The organism is Ulvibacterium sp., from assembly GCF_965248315.1.
In the GTDB taxonomy this organism is placed as follows: domain Bacteria; phylum Bacteroidota; class Bacteroidia; order Flavobacteriales; family Flavobacteriaceae; genus Ulvibacterium.
Genome location: NZ_CBDFIX010000002.1, coordinates 1,514,635 through 1,527,733, shown reverse-complemented (window position 1 = coordinate 1,527,733; position 13,099 = coordinate 1,514,635). Strand labels below are relative to the sequence as shown.

11 protein-coding genes are annotated in these 13,099 nt (G+C 40.5%); 5 read left to right on the top strand and 6 right to left on the bottom strand.

Annotated features, from left to right (window positions below; genetic code table 11):
* The first annotated feature begins 73 nt into the window (after positions 1-73).
* Both ACP2AF_RS08045 and ACP2AF_RS08040 read left to right on the top strand, forming a co-directional pair.
* Complete coding sequence (locus ACP2AF_RS08045; protein WP_425235716.1) at positions 74-1,345, top strand: acetyl-CoA hydrolase/transferase family protein; 1,272 nt, start codon at positions 74-76, stop codon at positions 1,343-1,345.
* A gap of 18 nt (positions 1,346-1,363) precedes the next feature.
* On the top strand, positions 1,364-1,759 hold the full coding sequence (locus tag ACP2AF_RS08040) for a group III truncated hemoglobin (RefSeq protein ID WP_425235715.1): 396 nt from the start codon (positions 1,364-1,366) through the stop codon (positions 1,757-1,759).
* A gap of 21 nt (positions 1,760-1,780) precedes the next feature.
* Here ACP2AF_RS08040 and ACP2AF_RS08035 read toward each other — a convergent pair whose 3' ends face one another.
* The 4 genes from ACP2AF_RS08035 to ACP2AF_RS08020 form a co-directional block, all read right to left on the bottom strand.
* Positions 1,781-2,116 (bottom strand): hypothetical protein, encoded by a 336-nt coding sequence (locus tag ACP2AF_RS08035; RefSeq protein ID WP_425235714.1) that lies wholly within the window; start codon positions 2,114-2,116, stop codon positions 1,781-1,783.
* Between the two features lie 212 nt (positions 2,117-2,328).
* Positions 2,329-2,847, bottom strand: a complete 519-nt coding sequence (locus ACP2AF_RS08030; protein ID WP_425235713.1) for a nuclear transport factor 2 family protein — start codon at positions 2,845-2,847, stop codon at positions 2,329-2,331.
* A 179-nt stretch (positions 2,848-3,026) separates the two neighbouring features.
* Entirely contained in the window at positions 3,027-4,322 is a 1,296-nt protein-coding gene (locus ACP2AF_RS08025; RefSeq protein WP_425235712.1) for an SUMF1/EgtB/PvdO family nonheme iron enzyme, read from the bottom strand.
* 249 nt (positions 4,323-4,571) lie between these two features.
* Positions 4,572-5,486 (bottom strand): TolB family protein, encoded by a 915-nt coding sequence (locus tag ACP2AF_RS08020; RefSeq protein WP_425235711.1) that lies wholly within the window; start codon positions 5,484-5,486, stop codon positions 4,572-4,574.
* A gap of 183 nt (positions 5,487-5,669) precedes the next feature.
* Between ACP2AF_RS08020 and ACP2AF_RS08015 the strand changes: the two genes are divergently transcribed.
* From ACP2AF_RS08015 to ACP2AF_RS08005, 3 genes are all read left to right on the top strand, one after another.
* The gene (locus ACP2AF_RS08015; protein ID WP_425238019.1) at positions 5,670-6,074 is read left to right on the top strand and encodes a glycosyltransferase; all 405 of its coding nucleotides are present in this window, start codon (positions 5,670-5,672) and stop codon (positions 6,072-6,074) included.
* Between the two features lie 320 nt (positions 6,075-6,394).
* Entirely contained in the window at positions 6,395-7,942 is a 1,548-nt protein-coding gene (locus ACP2AF_RS08010) for a sulfatase family protein (protein ID WP_425235710.1), read from the top strand.
* Positions 7,943-8,206: 264 nt separating this feature from the next.
* Positions 8,207-10,003: a hypothetical protein gene (locus ACP2AF_RS08005; RefSeq protein ID WP_425235709.1), complete on the top strand. Its 1,797-nt coding sequence runs from the start codon at positions 8,207-8,209 to the stop codon at positions 10,001-10,003.
* 90 nt (positions 10,004-10,093) lie between these two features.
* Here ACP2AF_RS08005 and nadB read toward each other — a convergent pair whose 3' ends face one another.
* Positions 10,094-11,656 (bottom strand): L-aspartate oxidase, encoded by a 1,563-nt coding sequence (nadB, locus tag ACP2AF_RS08000; protein ID WP_425235708.1) that lies wholly within the window; start codon positions 11,654-11,656, stop codon positions 10,094-10,096.
* Position 11,657: 1 nt separating this feature from the next.
* Positions 11,658-12,584, bottom strand: a complete 927-nt coding sequence (gene nadA / locus ACP2AF_RS07995; protein WP_425235707.1) for a quinolinate synthase NadA — start codon at positions 12,582-12,584, stop codon at positions 11,658-11,660.
* Between the last annotated feature and the right edge of the window lie 515 nt (positions 12,585-13,099).

Below are 13,099 nucleotides of genomic sequence, written 5' to 3'. Positions count from 1 at the left end.
GACCAAACAATGAGTTATATCATGTTTAATTCCTGTCTTCCTTAAGAACTTTGTACCATAAATTTTAGCCGATATGAAAATAGTTTCTATAGAAAAAGCTGCGTCCTTTGTTAAACCGGGAGATCGAGTTTTTGTACAAGGTGCCGCAATGACCCCGAACACCTTGATCAATGCCCTTTGCGAAGAGCGTTATACCGAATTGGAGAATGTGGAAGTTATCTCCATTCATACGGACGGTGAGGTTAAATATGCACTACCTCCTTATAACAAGGCCTTTAAAATAAATAGTTGTTTTGTCGGTGGCAATGTCAGAAAGGCTGTTAACACCAATCAAGGGGATTATATCCCTATTTTTCTTAGTGAAATCCAATTGCTTTTCAGAAAGAACATTCTTCCTTTGGATGTTGCCATCGTTCAGGTATCCCCTCCGGACAGGCACGGTTATTGTTCCCTGGGCGTTTCCGTAGATGTAGCCCTACCAGCTATTCAGACGGCCAAAAAAGTGTTGGCCCAAATAAACCCCCAAGTCCCCCGGACACATGGCGATGGAATTATTCATATTAGCAATATTGATTTTGCCGTAGAAGTGGATATGCCCATACATACTTATGAACCTACCGAGCTATCGGAAATAGATCAGATGATCGGCAAGCATGTTGCCGGACTGATCGAAGATGGTGCCACCCTACAATTGGGCATAGGTAATATTCCCAATGCCGTATTGGCAAACCTCCAAAACCATAGAAGATTGGGCATACACACCGAAATGTTTTCCGATGGTATCCTGCCACTTGTGGAAAAAGGAGTAATAACAGGTGAGGAAAAAGAATTGAAAACGGGAAAGATCGTTACCTGTTTTGCTGCGGGTTCCCAAAAATTGTATGACTTTATCGACGACAATCCATCTGTTCACTTTAAGGAAGCGGCCTTCACCAATGATACTGCCTTGATCCGTAAAAATCCCAAGGTAACGGCGATTAACAGTGCCATTGAAATTGACCTTACGGGACAGGTCTGTGCGGATAGTATAGGCTATCGCCATTTTTCCGGAGTAGGAGGTCAAATGGACTTCATCCGTGGAGCATCCCTATCGGAAGGCGGAAAACCCATTTTTGCCATATCTTCCGTTACGCCCAAGGGCATTTCAAAGATTACCCCTGCCCTAAAAGAAGGTGCCGGAGTAACTACTACCAGGGCGCACGTTCATTATGTGGCCACGGAATATGGTGTCGTTAACCTTTATGGAAAAAATTTACATCAACGAGCCAAGGCGTTAATTTCCATTGCGCATCCGGAACATAGGGAAGAGTTGTCCAAAGCAGCTTTTGATAGGTTCGGAAGATAGGAATGCCTATATTGGCCTGTGGTGAAACAGGATATACAAACACGAAAGGACGTACATTTTTTGGTCAGATCCTTTTATGATAAAATACGGGCCCATGAAACACTTGGGCCCATTTTTAATACCATAGTTACGGATTGGGAAGGCCATTTAGACCTCCTTACCGATTTCTGGGAGACCCAACTTTTCCTAAAACGAAAGTATTACGGCAACCCCGTAACCGCTCATCAGGAAGTAGATGCTAAAATGGCCCAGACCGTAACTTCCGAACATTTTGGATTGTGGCTCAATCTTTGGTTTGAAACATTGGACGAACTATTTGAGGGGGAAACGACGTGGATAGCCAAAAATAGGGCCCAAAAAATGTCGACCATGTTGTACATGCAAATCTACCAATACAGGAAAAACAAGTCGTAAGTGGTGGAATGCCATTGGTTTCTATACCTTTCTTTTTCTGTGGGTACCCAGCAGTATCCCCAAGCTTAAAGGAATAAGCAAACTTCCTGCCCATAGGATTTCGTAATAATTTTCAAAAACCGCGAAACTTTGCCATGCCGCAATACCTTTGTAAAAAATGAGAATTTCGGTCAAGAAAAAACCAAATAGATAAAGAAAGTGAGTCTTTAGGTAGATTTGCAACAACTTTAAATAATCGAGAAATAAAAAAAGGGATAGTGTCACTACGCCCAAGAAAGTCCAATGTAGATACCCTATGGTAAAATCCAGTATGGTAGCGGCAAAATAGGGAAAAGCCGTTAGTAACTGTAGTAGCATTTTAATGATCAACACTACAATTGCGGTCTTCAATATCCTTTCCTGAAAGGTGGTGAAAAAAGCTTACTTTTTTTGCCCAAAGTACCAAAGACAATCAATTGTAACAATACCACCCAAGACGTTAAACATCATGCACAAGCCAGTAGAAAAATCCATTTATTAAACAGCTATATCCAAGCTTTATTGAATGGATTTGAATTAGATACTAAAACCTATTCCTTAGGAAAGTATACAAATGATTTAAGCACAATTTTCCATTCGCCATTGATTTTCTGCATCTCTAAACAGTCAATATAATAACTTTTCTTGCGTGGAAGCGGAACTTTTATAGTTGCAATAGCAAGCTTGGAGTCGATTATTTTCAGATCTTGAATCGTGTAGCCGATACCAAAGCCGTCATCGGGTTTAACTCCATTCGCCAATTCTGACAATGCCATTGATTTCAATTGTTCTGACTCTCCATTTTTGTCCACCCAAAGCACTACTCCTGCTTCCAAGTCAAAAGTTTTTTTGAGCAGTTCAATATTACCAGTGCGCCAGCCCGCTATATAATTCTCTATTGCCTGTTCTATATTTGTTGTATCACGCTTTTGTGCCAATAAGTCCTGAGGGCTGAAAAACCCTAAAATAAGGGCGAGATAAAACATTGGGGAAAATTTACTGATTGTGTCAATCGGATTTTTTTGCTTAGACGTTGATTTAATGAAGGCTAACATAGGAATATAAGTCATGATTAATATATCTTTATATGTACTGAACTAAAACAAGAAATCTTTGATCCCATTAATGAGGTTTCCAGTTCTTTTGTATGTTTCACTTGCCTTGGTAAAATTATGGCTAATTCAACCTGCAATGGCATCTCTAAAAAAATCTGCAATTTCATGCATTTCTCCATTAGTTATACCCCATGCTAGTTTGAAGTTCTAACGAACCTTGTTCCATAAGATATGGTTCTCATTGATCCATGCCATCCACCGTAAGGTCTGAAAGACACAGGGCTAAAAGGATTAAAGTCATGATATTCTCGGTTATAACCATAGAACCCGCCTCCTCTAAATCCAATTCCTCCCGAATTTTCAATTCCATTGGGCCAATCTTCGTTGGTTGCTTCTCCTTCGTTTGTAAGCACCCCGTCTCCATGAGTTCCTTTGAAGTTCCTCCCGTTTTCATGACCAATAGTAATAACTCTTTCCCATAAGCTACCTGCTAAGTCCATGACCCAATAATAGGAAGCGCCAAAATGATTCTTGTTGTCATCTGACAATTCTGATTCTTCCAATCCATTTAACATAATCATATTTCCATTAGCATCTGGAAGCCTTTGAACAGTTTCTTTTCCTGAAAGGCCCCATGGATAATCTATTCCCACTGGCCGCGAAGGTCCCCTGGCCGCCTTGGTGTATTCAAGTTCGGTCATTGGACGTAGACCTGCCCAGTCTGCATATGCCATTGCGTCATCCCATCCGACAAATGAGCAGGGTCTATCCGGGTACCTGGAAGTGAACTTATTTTTGTCCAATTCAATGAATCCTTCATAGTTTTCTTCCTTATGTATAATTCGTTTGCGGACTTGGCTTTCGCTCAGATTATTTAAAAACTTGACGTATTGGCCTTCTTTCAATTCGTATTTCATAATAAAAAAAGATTGTAAACCCCTAGGAAAAGTTATGGGTATTTGACCTTTTTGATCACCTTCATATCCTTCTGTGGACATATAATAAATATCTCCGCTTTGTGAGATTTCAAATTCTTGGGAATCAGAATCAACTTCAATCAGAGATTGATTTTCGGTAGGATTATAAAGCACTCCGCGATTTCTCCCTAGATTATTAGGAAGACCAACAAAATAGCTTCCAGAAGGAATCTTAACCATCTCGATACCGAAAACATCAAATGACGAATTTCTTGTTTCAATACCTTCAAAACTTTCAGGTCTTAGTAGGACTTTCAAGGACACTTCTATATTTCCTTTGTATCTTATAGAGGGATAAATGAATACACCAACCCCATCTGCCGAAGTATTGAATTTTAAACTTGGATCTTCACCGGAAAACACATTAACGACCTGATGACCGGTAGGTGCGATGGAAATGTGCTTAATAAGACCTTTGCTCGTTTTGAGCTTAAAAAAAAGCCAAATGGCATCGTTGTTACGTTGGTTGTTCCAAGTATTTTCCAATCGTAAGTTAAACACTGCATATGCCATAGTATCTTCAATATATAAAATGGGTTTAGTAGTTATTAAACCTGAACAATAGCAATTGAAGCTAATAAGAGACAAGAATAAAAGTGTTATTTTTTTCATAATAATTATTTTGAATGTAATGCTCATCTAAAATCAGTATTCTTCCTGTTGCCAGAGGTATGGAACTCTCAGTTTGCAATATCGGCTTGATTCGTATATTCACTTATCGTGTTTTTTAGCAACTACTATTTTTTTGCCCAACATATTAATTTAATAAGTCAAGCGAATCTTGTTGATTTTCAATGAATGCAGGTCTATCATATATAACCCCATGGGGCCCTCTTGATACTGCGCGAATATTAGTTTGTCCCCCGAAGGGTGCCATTTAGGATGAACTTCTTGACCAGGTAAATCCGTTATTTGACGAAGGCCAGTACCATCCTGATTCATCATGTAGATATTATAATTTCCTGAATCACTTAATTGGGGATCATCCCTATTAGAAGTAAATGTTATTCGAGATCCATCAGGAGAGTATTCAGGAAACCAATTTATCGCCTTTACCTTGGTCAGTTGCTTGATATCAGAACTATCCCGGTTCATGGTGAAAATATCATAGAAATCCCTGTGATGTATATCTGATGTGAAAATTATTCGACCATTGTGAGTAAGTCTTGGATACCAGTTTTGACCAGTGAAGTTTGGTAGAAATTGAATATTTGTCCCATCTGAATTCATCGACAACATCTGTACTTTGCCCTCTTCAGGTATTGAAAGGTTGTAAGCTATTTTGCTTCCATCAGGAGACCAATGAGGTTCTACATTATACCCTCTGGTTTGGGTTAATTGAGTAAGATTCTGTCCATTCGAATCCATAACAAAAATTTGGGAACCTCCATCTATATCCGCATGGAAGGCGATTTTTTCACCATTAGGAGACCAAACGGGTCCTTTCTTAATTCGTGCTTCAGGAAAATGTGTAAGTCGAACAACATTTTTGCCAGTAATGTCGGCGGAGTAAATCTCCCAGGTATCCTTTGAAGCGTCCTCGGCATAAATGAAGACAATCTTCTTTCCGTCCGGTGAGATATCAGGTCTTCCAAGGTGACCTAAGAGTTCTGAGTCATTTGTGTTACAACTGCAAAGCAAAATGGCAATAACGGTTATGTAATTTAATTTACTCACTGGTGGTTGTTTTCTTTAATGCTTATGTAGCGTGACGGATATAAAATAAAATTTAGATTGTCATTTAGTACTCCACTAAAGCTAATACAAAATGGCTCGTTTTTAGTTAAAATTTATCGGGCTTTATGTACGGACAGAGGAATAAGGACATTTTGGTGACGTCGGTTTCTATAGGACCAAAATATTTTACTTATTGCGGTACCAGTAAAAGAAGAAATAAAAAATCTTTCGGCCAATGTAAAAACAGCCGAATTCATCCCTTTTGCCAATCTATTGCCTTTCATAGATCTTATGATTACCAATGGGGGCTTTGGGGCAACCCACATGGCTTTAGCCCATGGCATACCCCTGGTGTGTTCAGGTGGTAACGAGGACAAAATGGAGATAGCGGCAAGAGTGGCCTATTCCGGTTGCGGAATAAATATCAAAAAGCTAAGACCTACTCCGGATAAAATCCAAAAAGCCGTTCAGGAGGTGTTCAACAATCCGAGTTACAAAGAGAATACAAAAAGACTTCAGAAGGAAATCCGTTCTTATCATCCATTGGAACAAATTGAGAAAGAAATAAACGAATTAACAGGACTTTAGGCGGCCAACTTACCTTTTCACTAGACTCCTTGTCCAAAAAATACTTACGATTACCAATACAATCCGTCCAGTTTGCCCGTAGCCTTATTAGTTTTGGACAAAAGGCAACTTATGGGAATAATTGCGCTGTTTCATCTATATTTACTACGACTATAATCCCGACAAGCTTGCTAAATAATCGTTCTTTTAAAACGAATGTTAAGCTCAGAAATGTTTTGCCCCTGGAAAGTAGCTATCAAAACCCTATTTTATAAAACATAAGTTAGTTGTGTACTGACCTCTAAAGAGGTACATAGGCATTTGCACAAACGAATTGAACAATGAAAAATAGAGCACTTTTCCTCATTCTTATATCTTGCATCACCTGTAAGGATGTCAAGAAAGAAAAGGAGGGTATTACCAATCCAAAGACCAAGCCCAATATTATATTTATTATGGGCGATGATCATACTACGCAAGCCATAAGCGCTTATGGTGGCATTTTGGCAGCATATGCCCAGACTGAGAATATAGACCGGTTGGCCGAGGAGGGTATACGATTTGAGAATGTTTTTTCTACCAATTCAATTTGTAGCCCTAGCAGGGCTACCCTTATCACCGGAAAGTACAGCCATAAAAATGGCGTGCGGATATTACGTCAGGCTTTTGATGGTTCACAATTCACTGTTCAAAGTGCTTTTCGCTCTGCCGGCTATCAAACGGCTTTGTTTGGAAAATGGCATCTGGAGACCTTGCCCACCGGATTTGATGATTTTAAAGTTTTACCGGTTCAAGGCAACTACAAAAACCCTCAATTTATTGAAAAAGGGGAGGATAGCTTGATTACCAGGGAAGGTTGGTCGACAGATATAATTTCGGAACTTACTGCCACGTATCTTAGAAAAAGGGATACGACAAAACCTTTTCTGGTGATGACTCATTACAAGGCCACACATGACCCATGGTCCTCAAGAGCACCTTATGATACGCTTTGGGCGAACGAGGATCTTCCTGAACCTGCAAATCTTTACGACACTTATGAAAACCGATCACAGGCAGCCCGAAGAACTGGGCTTAAACTAGAGAAAATCAACCAGGGAACCTATCCTCACAAGCGTCTTAAAAATGCCACTCGCGACGAACAACGGGGATTTATCTATCAGCAATACATCAAGTCGTTTCTTCGCTGTGGCCGGGTATTGGATGAAAATGTAGGCAAACTAGTCGATTTTCTTAAAAAAGAAGGGTTGTATGACAATACGGTGATTATTTACACAGCGGACCAGGGCCATTTTCTGGGAGAACATGGATTTTTCAGTAAACGGTTTATGTATGACGAAGCCATGAGAATGCCCCTGATCATCCGATATCCAAAGTTGATCGAACCAGGCTCGGTTAACAAGGATTTAATTATTAATGCTGACTTTGTCCCTACTCTGATGGATATAGCGGATATTGATATTCCGCAAGATGTACAGGGCAGGAGTTTTTTGCCCAACTTAAAGGGAGAAACTCCTGCAGATTGGAGAGAAGCTGTTTACTATCATTATTGGCAACACATATTGCATCGTGAAGTCGCGGCACATATTGGTGTCCGAACGCGAGATAAAAAACTGATTTTCTATTACGGCCTGCCCCTTGGGCAGACCAACAAGTCCCCTACCCCGCCTGAATGGGAATTCTTCGATTTAAAAAAGGATCCCTCGGAAATGTACAATGCCTTCAACGACCCAAAATATACCACCACGGTGGACAGTCTAAAACACAAATTAAAAGAACTTCAGATTCTTTATGATGATGAAGGTTTGGAATATCCTGAGATGAAATCAGTACAGGAAAATTATTTTTGGACAGGTCCGAACCCACCAACTTTAGCTACCGAGAAATAGTGATTTATTAAATAATCATTTTTACAATGATTTTCCCTGAGCCATTCAATGTTGTAGTAATAATGTCGGATTTTTGATACGCTGCTCGTGTGTAAGCCAGAAAAAGAAAAAAGGCCTTAAAAACATGACAAAAGTCATATACTGTAATCCTGAAAACCCGAAAATTTGCTGAAAGCAATTTCAAGCCACAGCAAAAGCGTTTCACATAACCGTGAAAATTTTCCAAAAACACTTTGCCGGAACTAGATTTAAACCGATTATTAAATGACACATGCACATTCTTTCCATATTCCGGTAATGGGAATTGGATTTACTATAGATACGCCTCTAAAGGTTTCTCAATTTGGGATGGACTCCGTGATTTCATTGGTGGATGATATTCTCCTTGAGAAATTGCGTAAAATGTACTGCGAGAAATTCGAGATTTCGTATACAGAGATCACGGAAAAAATTGAAGACTTTCGGGCAAAGCGAATTACCTCCTACTTAGATCTTATGAACGAACTCGCCCAAAAGAAATTCGATGAGTTTAAAAATACGACTGCCGAGACCGCAAACGGTATTCGAGACTATTTCAATATGCTTCCGGATACTTCAAACATAAAACAGGAATTCAAGAAATTGACAGCGGACTATTTTAATCTTGAGGAAGTCCAAAAATGGGTAAAGGAGCACATGGCCATGGGAAGTATAGATGTAAACATCATGACCAAGGTGGATAAGGATAATTATAAAAAAAACGAAAAGCTTCCTAGTGAATATAACGATGCGCATGCCGCACTGAGAGGGTTTGCCAATAGCAGCCTGAGCTCTTCCGTCATACTTTCGGCCGGAATGAACCCTAGATTATATAGCTATCTGGAACAGTTTGAAGATTTTTATCCGGACGAAAATGGACATATTAAAAAGAAAATAGTCTTAAAGGTAAGCGACTACCGGTCCGCTTTAATCCAAGGTAAGTTTTTGGCCAAAAAAGGATTATGGGTATCCGAATACCGGATAGAATCTGGACTCAATTGTGGCGGTCATGCCTTTGCCACCGATGGATACCTTATGGGCCCTATTTTAAATCAATTCAAGGAAAACAGGGATGATTTGATAGCATCCGTCCATCAGATTCTTGTAGGGGCACTGACACAAAAAAATAGACCGGCTCCAAAAAAAGGATTGCCCCTTAAAATAACAGCTCAAGGTGGCGTAGGCACTGCCGAGGAACATCAGTTTATATTGGACCATTATAATGTGGATTCCGTTGGATGGGGGACACCTTTTCTTTTGGTGCCCGAGGCAACAACAGTCGATGATAGCACACGTAACAAATTAGTGGAGGCCAAAGAGGATAATCTGTATTTGAGCAATACCTCCCCACTGGGAATTCCTTTCCATAGCCTTAAGGGCAATACCAAAGATGATGAAAAGTTCAACTTGATCAATAAAGGAAGGCCCGGTAGCTCTTGCCCCAAGAAATTTGTTGCCCTGAACAAGGATCTTACGGATAAGGGAATTTGCATCGCATCCAGGCAATACCAGCATTTAAAATTAAAGGAACTGGATAGCCTGGAATTATCCCCTGCCCAATATCAGGCCAAATATGAAAAAATAGTGGAGAAGTCCTGTACCTGTGTTGGGTTAGGAACATCTGCCCTCCTTGCCTATGGTTTAGATACCAAAACCGAGGGCGAAGGCGTTTCTATATGTCCAGGACCCAATATGGCCTATTTTTCAAAACTACTCAGCCTAAACGAAATGACCGATCATATTTATGGAAGGACCAACGTAATTACTAGAACCGATCGCCCCAATATGTTCATCAAGGAATTGTACATCTATATCGACTATCTCAAAGACAAAATTGAGGAAGCCAAAGAAACGGTGACCGATCGGCAAAAAAAGTATTTGTCCACTTTTACGGATAACCTTAAAGATGGCATTGCCTACTATAATTCTGTTTTTAATACCCTTAAAGGAAGTTTTGAAAGCACTAGATCCCAAATTGCGTTCGATTTGGACCGGGGCCTAAAGACCCTGCTTCTCGTAGAAGAGGAAATAAAAGCGTTGTAGATTTGGACTTTAAGGAAAGGTGACCATACTGCGGAGTGAACGAAAAAATGTTCCAATAAGGGATGGTTCCCAATCTCAAACACACCTTTTTCAAAGATTGGTGGTATTATCTATATTATAGTACCCCCCTTTGTTTTCTTTTCTTTTCAAGGACTGACCGATTGTCAAATGCGCTACATTGATCATATTTCGTAACTCGCAAAGTGTCGTAGTTACTTTTGAACTTTTATAAAGTTCCTCAACTTCCTTGTAAATCAAATCCAAATGCAGGACGGCCTTTGCCAAACGGTCGTTGCTTCTAACAATACCTACATAATCCCGCATTAGGGCCTGTAGCTTTTTAAGATTGTGGAGTATTAGAATATGTTCCTTGGGAATACGGGTTCCTTCATCGTTCCATTCCGGAATAGCAAGATTTAGGGAATCGGTAGGACGTGCAACATGATATTTATAGATATTGTGCGCATACACCAAGGCTTCCAACAAAGAATTGGAAGCCAACCGGTTGGCACCGTGCAATCCGGTTCTGGAGCACTCGCCACAGGCGAATAAACGGTTTACCGAAGTTCTTCCAGTCTTATCTACCGCAACACCCCCACAAAGGTAATGGGCTGCGGGTACCACAGGAATCCAATCGGTTTCAATGTTAATATGGTTTGCCAGACACTCTCTATAAATCGTAGGGAAATGTCTTTTGAACTTATTGATATCCAAATGGGTACAATCCAAAAAAACACAGGAATCCCCAGATTTTTTCAATTCCTTGTCTATGCTTTGCGATACGATGTCCCGTGATGCCAATTCAGCCCTTTCATCATAATCCGGCATAAACCTATGCCCATTTTTATCTCGTAAAACAGCCCCAAATCCCCGTACAGCTTCGGAGATTAAAAATGAAGGGCCTTCTTTGGTGGTATATAGGGCGGTGGGATGAAATTGTACAAATTCCATGTCCCTAATCTCCGCTTTGGCCCTATAGGCCATGGCGATACCATCGCCAGTTGCAATTACAGGATTGGTCGTATGCCCATAAACATGGCCAATACCTCCAGTAGCCAACAAGGTACTGTCCGCCTTGATTGTAATAATTTCCCCTGCCCTTTGATTTAGTACATAAGCTCCATAACAAGAAACTTGCTTTGATTCCGGAACCTCCAGATGGTGTTCCGTAATAAGGTCTATCGCAAAATGATACGGTAACATGGAAACATTGGGTAATCTTCTTAAATTTTCCAGCAATGCTCGCTCCACTTCATGCCCGGTAATGTCCTTATGATGAACGACCCTATGTTCCGAATGACCACCTTCCTTGCCCAAATCCAATTTTCCCGAAGCGTCAATATCAAAATTGGCGCCCCATGCCATCAATTCCTTCAGTCGTTTTGGACCTTTCTTCACCACCATTTTCACTACATCCCGATCGCAAAGTCCATCCCCGGCTACTAAGGTATCCTTAATATGTTTTTTAAAAGAGTCCTCCTCCAGATCCAGTACTACGGCCACACCTCCTTGGGCATATTTTGTGTTGGATTCTTCCTCATCGGCTTTTGTGACTATGGTTACTGTCTTTTCTGGAAGTGCCTGGGCAATTTTTGAGGCAAAGGTCAATCCTGCTACCCCTGAGCCAATAACAAGAAAATTCGTTTGTATCATCTTACTTCGATAGTTCCAACATCCTTTCTATGGGCAATAGTGCGGATTGTGCCAAGGCTTTCGGGACATCTATTTCCGGGGATTCGTTAAGCAGGCAATCGTATAACTTCTGTATGGTGTTCACTTTCATATAGGCACATTCGCTACACGCACATGTATTGTCTTCCTGTGCAGGAGCCGGAATGAGAACTGTATCAGGAACTTCTTGCTGCATTTTGTGGAGTATACCAGCTTCTGTGGCAACGATAAACTGTTCCTCGGGATGCTCTTTCACGTAGTTGATCATTCCAGCCGTGGAACCGATATAGGTCGCAACGTCCAAGATATGTTCCTCGGACTCGGGATGCGCAATGATTACGGCTCCTGGATTTGCTTTATGGAGCTCCAATAATTTGTCTATTGAAAAGGCTTCATGTACAACACAAGACCCATCCCAAAGCAAAAGGTCCCTACCTGTTTTTTTGGCGATATACCTCCCTAAATTTTTGTCTGGAGCAAAGATAATGGGCTTATCCTCTGGAACAGATTCCACAATCCTTAAAGCATTGGAAGAGGTACAAACAATATCGCTCATTGCCTTGATTTCTGCCGAGCAGTTAATATAGGTAATCACCAAGTGGTTTGGGTGGGCCTCCTTAAACTTGCGAAATGCATCCGGTGGGCAGGATTCGGCCAAGGAGCAACCTGCATCAAGGTCAGGCAATAGAACCATTTTGGACGGATTCAAGATTTTGGCCGTCTCCGCCATAAAATGTACTCCGGCAAATACGATAATGGACGCATCGGTTTCCGCAGCCTTTTGCGAGAGGCCCAAACTATCACCTACATAATCAGCAATTTCCTGTATTTCCGGCCGTTGGTAGTAGTGCGCCAGCACTATGGCCTTTTTACTTTTTTTTAGTTCTAAGATTTCGTTTGCCAAACTCATGTTCCTCGATTCCAAATTTTCGGATGCAAATGTATTTTTGATCTACACTGGAAAATATGATTTTCGTCACAATGTACGATAAAACCCGCACTTTTGTTTTGAGATAAGTTGGCTCAACTTTGATGTTCGATTTTCTCGTAAAGTTTTACCTAAGATTGCAACAATTCTATTGGCGTTTCAAAATTTTGACAGCCATTTTGAAAATATCTTATGGTAAATGATATCATATACAGTGTATACATCGACGCAAAATAAAATATACCCAGGGTTGCTTGCGGTTCGTTTATCGGATTGCCTGTCCCACAAAACATTGGTTTTTTTGTAAACTTGAGCAATTTTCTTTTAAGACTTTTTCTATTTCAAGACCTAGTTGGGCAATTTGCTATCTTTCCCCAGTAAGAACTCTCTTTAAATCTCCATTTTCTTTGATCAACAGATATAAAAGATAGGGCGCGAATACAACCATTCCCAGAATCATAGCAATTAGTGAAAAGGCTATCGATAGTGCTGAAAAT

Coding starts and splice junctions, on each gene's coding strand:
- ACP2AF_RS08045 (WP_425235716.1), top strand. CDS start 74: ATGAAAATAGTTTCTATAGAAAAAGCTGCGTCCTTTGTTAAACCGGGA.
- ACP2AF_RS08035 (WP_425235714.1), bottom strand. CDS start 2,116: ATGCTACTACAGTTACTAACGGCTTTTCCCTATTTTGCCGCTACCATA.
- ACP2AF_RS08030 (WP_425235713.1), bottom strand. CDS start 2,847: ATGACTTATATTCCTATGTTAGCCTTCATTAAATCAACGTCTAAGCAA.
- ACP2AF_RS08025 (WP_425235712.1), bottom strand. CDS start 4,322: ATGGCATATGCAGTGTTTAACTTACGATTGGAAAATACTTGGAACAAC.
- ACP2AF_RS08010 (WP_425235710.1), top strand. CDS start 6,395: ATGAAAAATAGAGCACTTTTCCTCATTCTTATATCTTGCATCACCTGT.
- ACP2AF_RS08005 (WP_425235709.1), top strand. CDS start 8,207: ATGACACATGCACATTCTTTCCATATTCCGGTAATGGGAATTGGATTT.
- nadB (WP_425235708.1), bottom strand. CDS start 11,656: ATGATACAAACGAATTTTCTTGTTATTGGCTCAGGGGTAGCAGGATTG.
- nadA (WP_425235707.1), bottom strand. CDS start 12,584: ATGAGTTTGGCAAACGAAATCTTAGAACTAAAAAAAAGTAAAAAGGCC.